The 231-nt window shown below is 40.7% G+C and carries 1 pseudogene; it reads left to right on the forward strand.

What is annotated here, in order from left to right:
- A pseudogene (locus MTCD1_RS20460) lies at positions 1–231 on the forward strand (hypothetical protein); the annotation flags it as partial.

Genomic DNA, 231 nt, shown 5'->3' on the forward strand with positions numbered 1-231 from the left:
CAGTAGAATGGCAAAATGCGAATTGTGATCGTTATGCGTTTTATTTATGGTTAGTCGTGACGGCGAATAATGCCCAGCCGACAGACGCATTATTACGCAATGTTGATTTTGCTAGTGGCACTGCCAATGAAGAGTCATTTACGGCTTGGTTATTAGCAGACTATCAGTTAGCGCATTGTTTATTCGAGAATTCTGACGGTATAGTTACAAAAGGCATTAACAGCTACAAGT

Origin of the sequence: Colwellia marinimaniae (assembly GCF_002207865.1) — a bacterium.
Classification (GTDB): Bacteria; Pseudomonadota; Gammaproteobacteria; order Enterobacterales; family Alteromonadaceae; genus Colwellia; species Colwellia marinimaniae.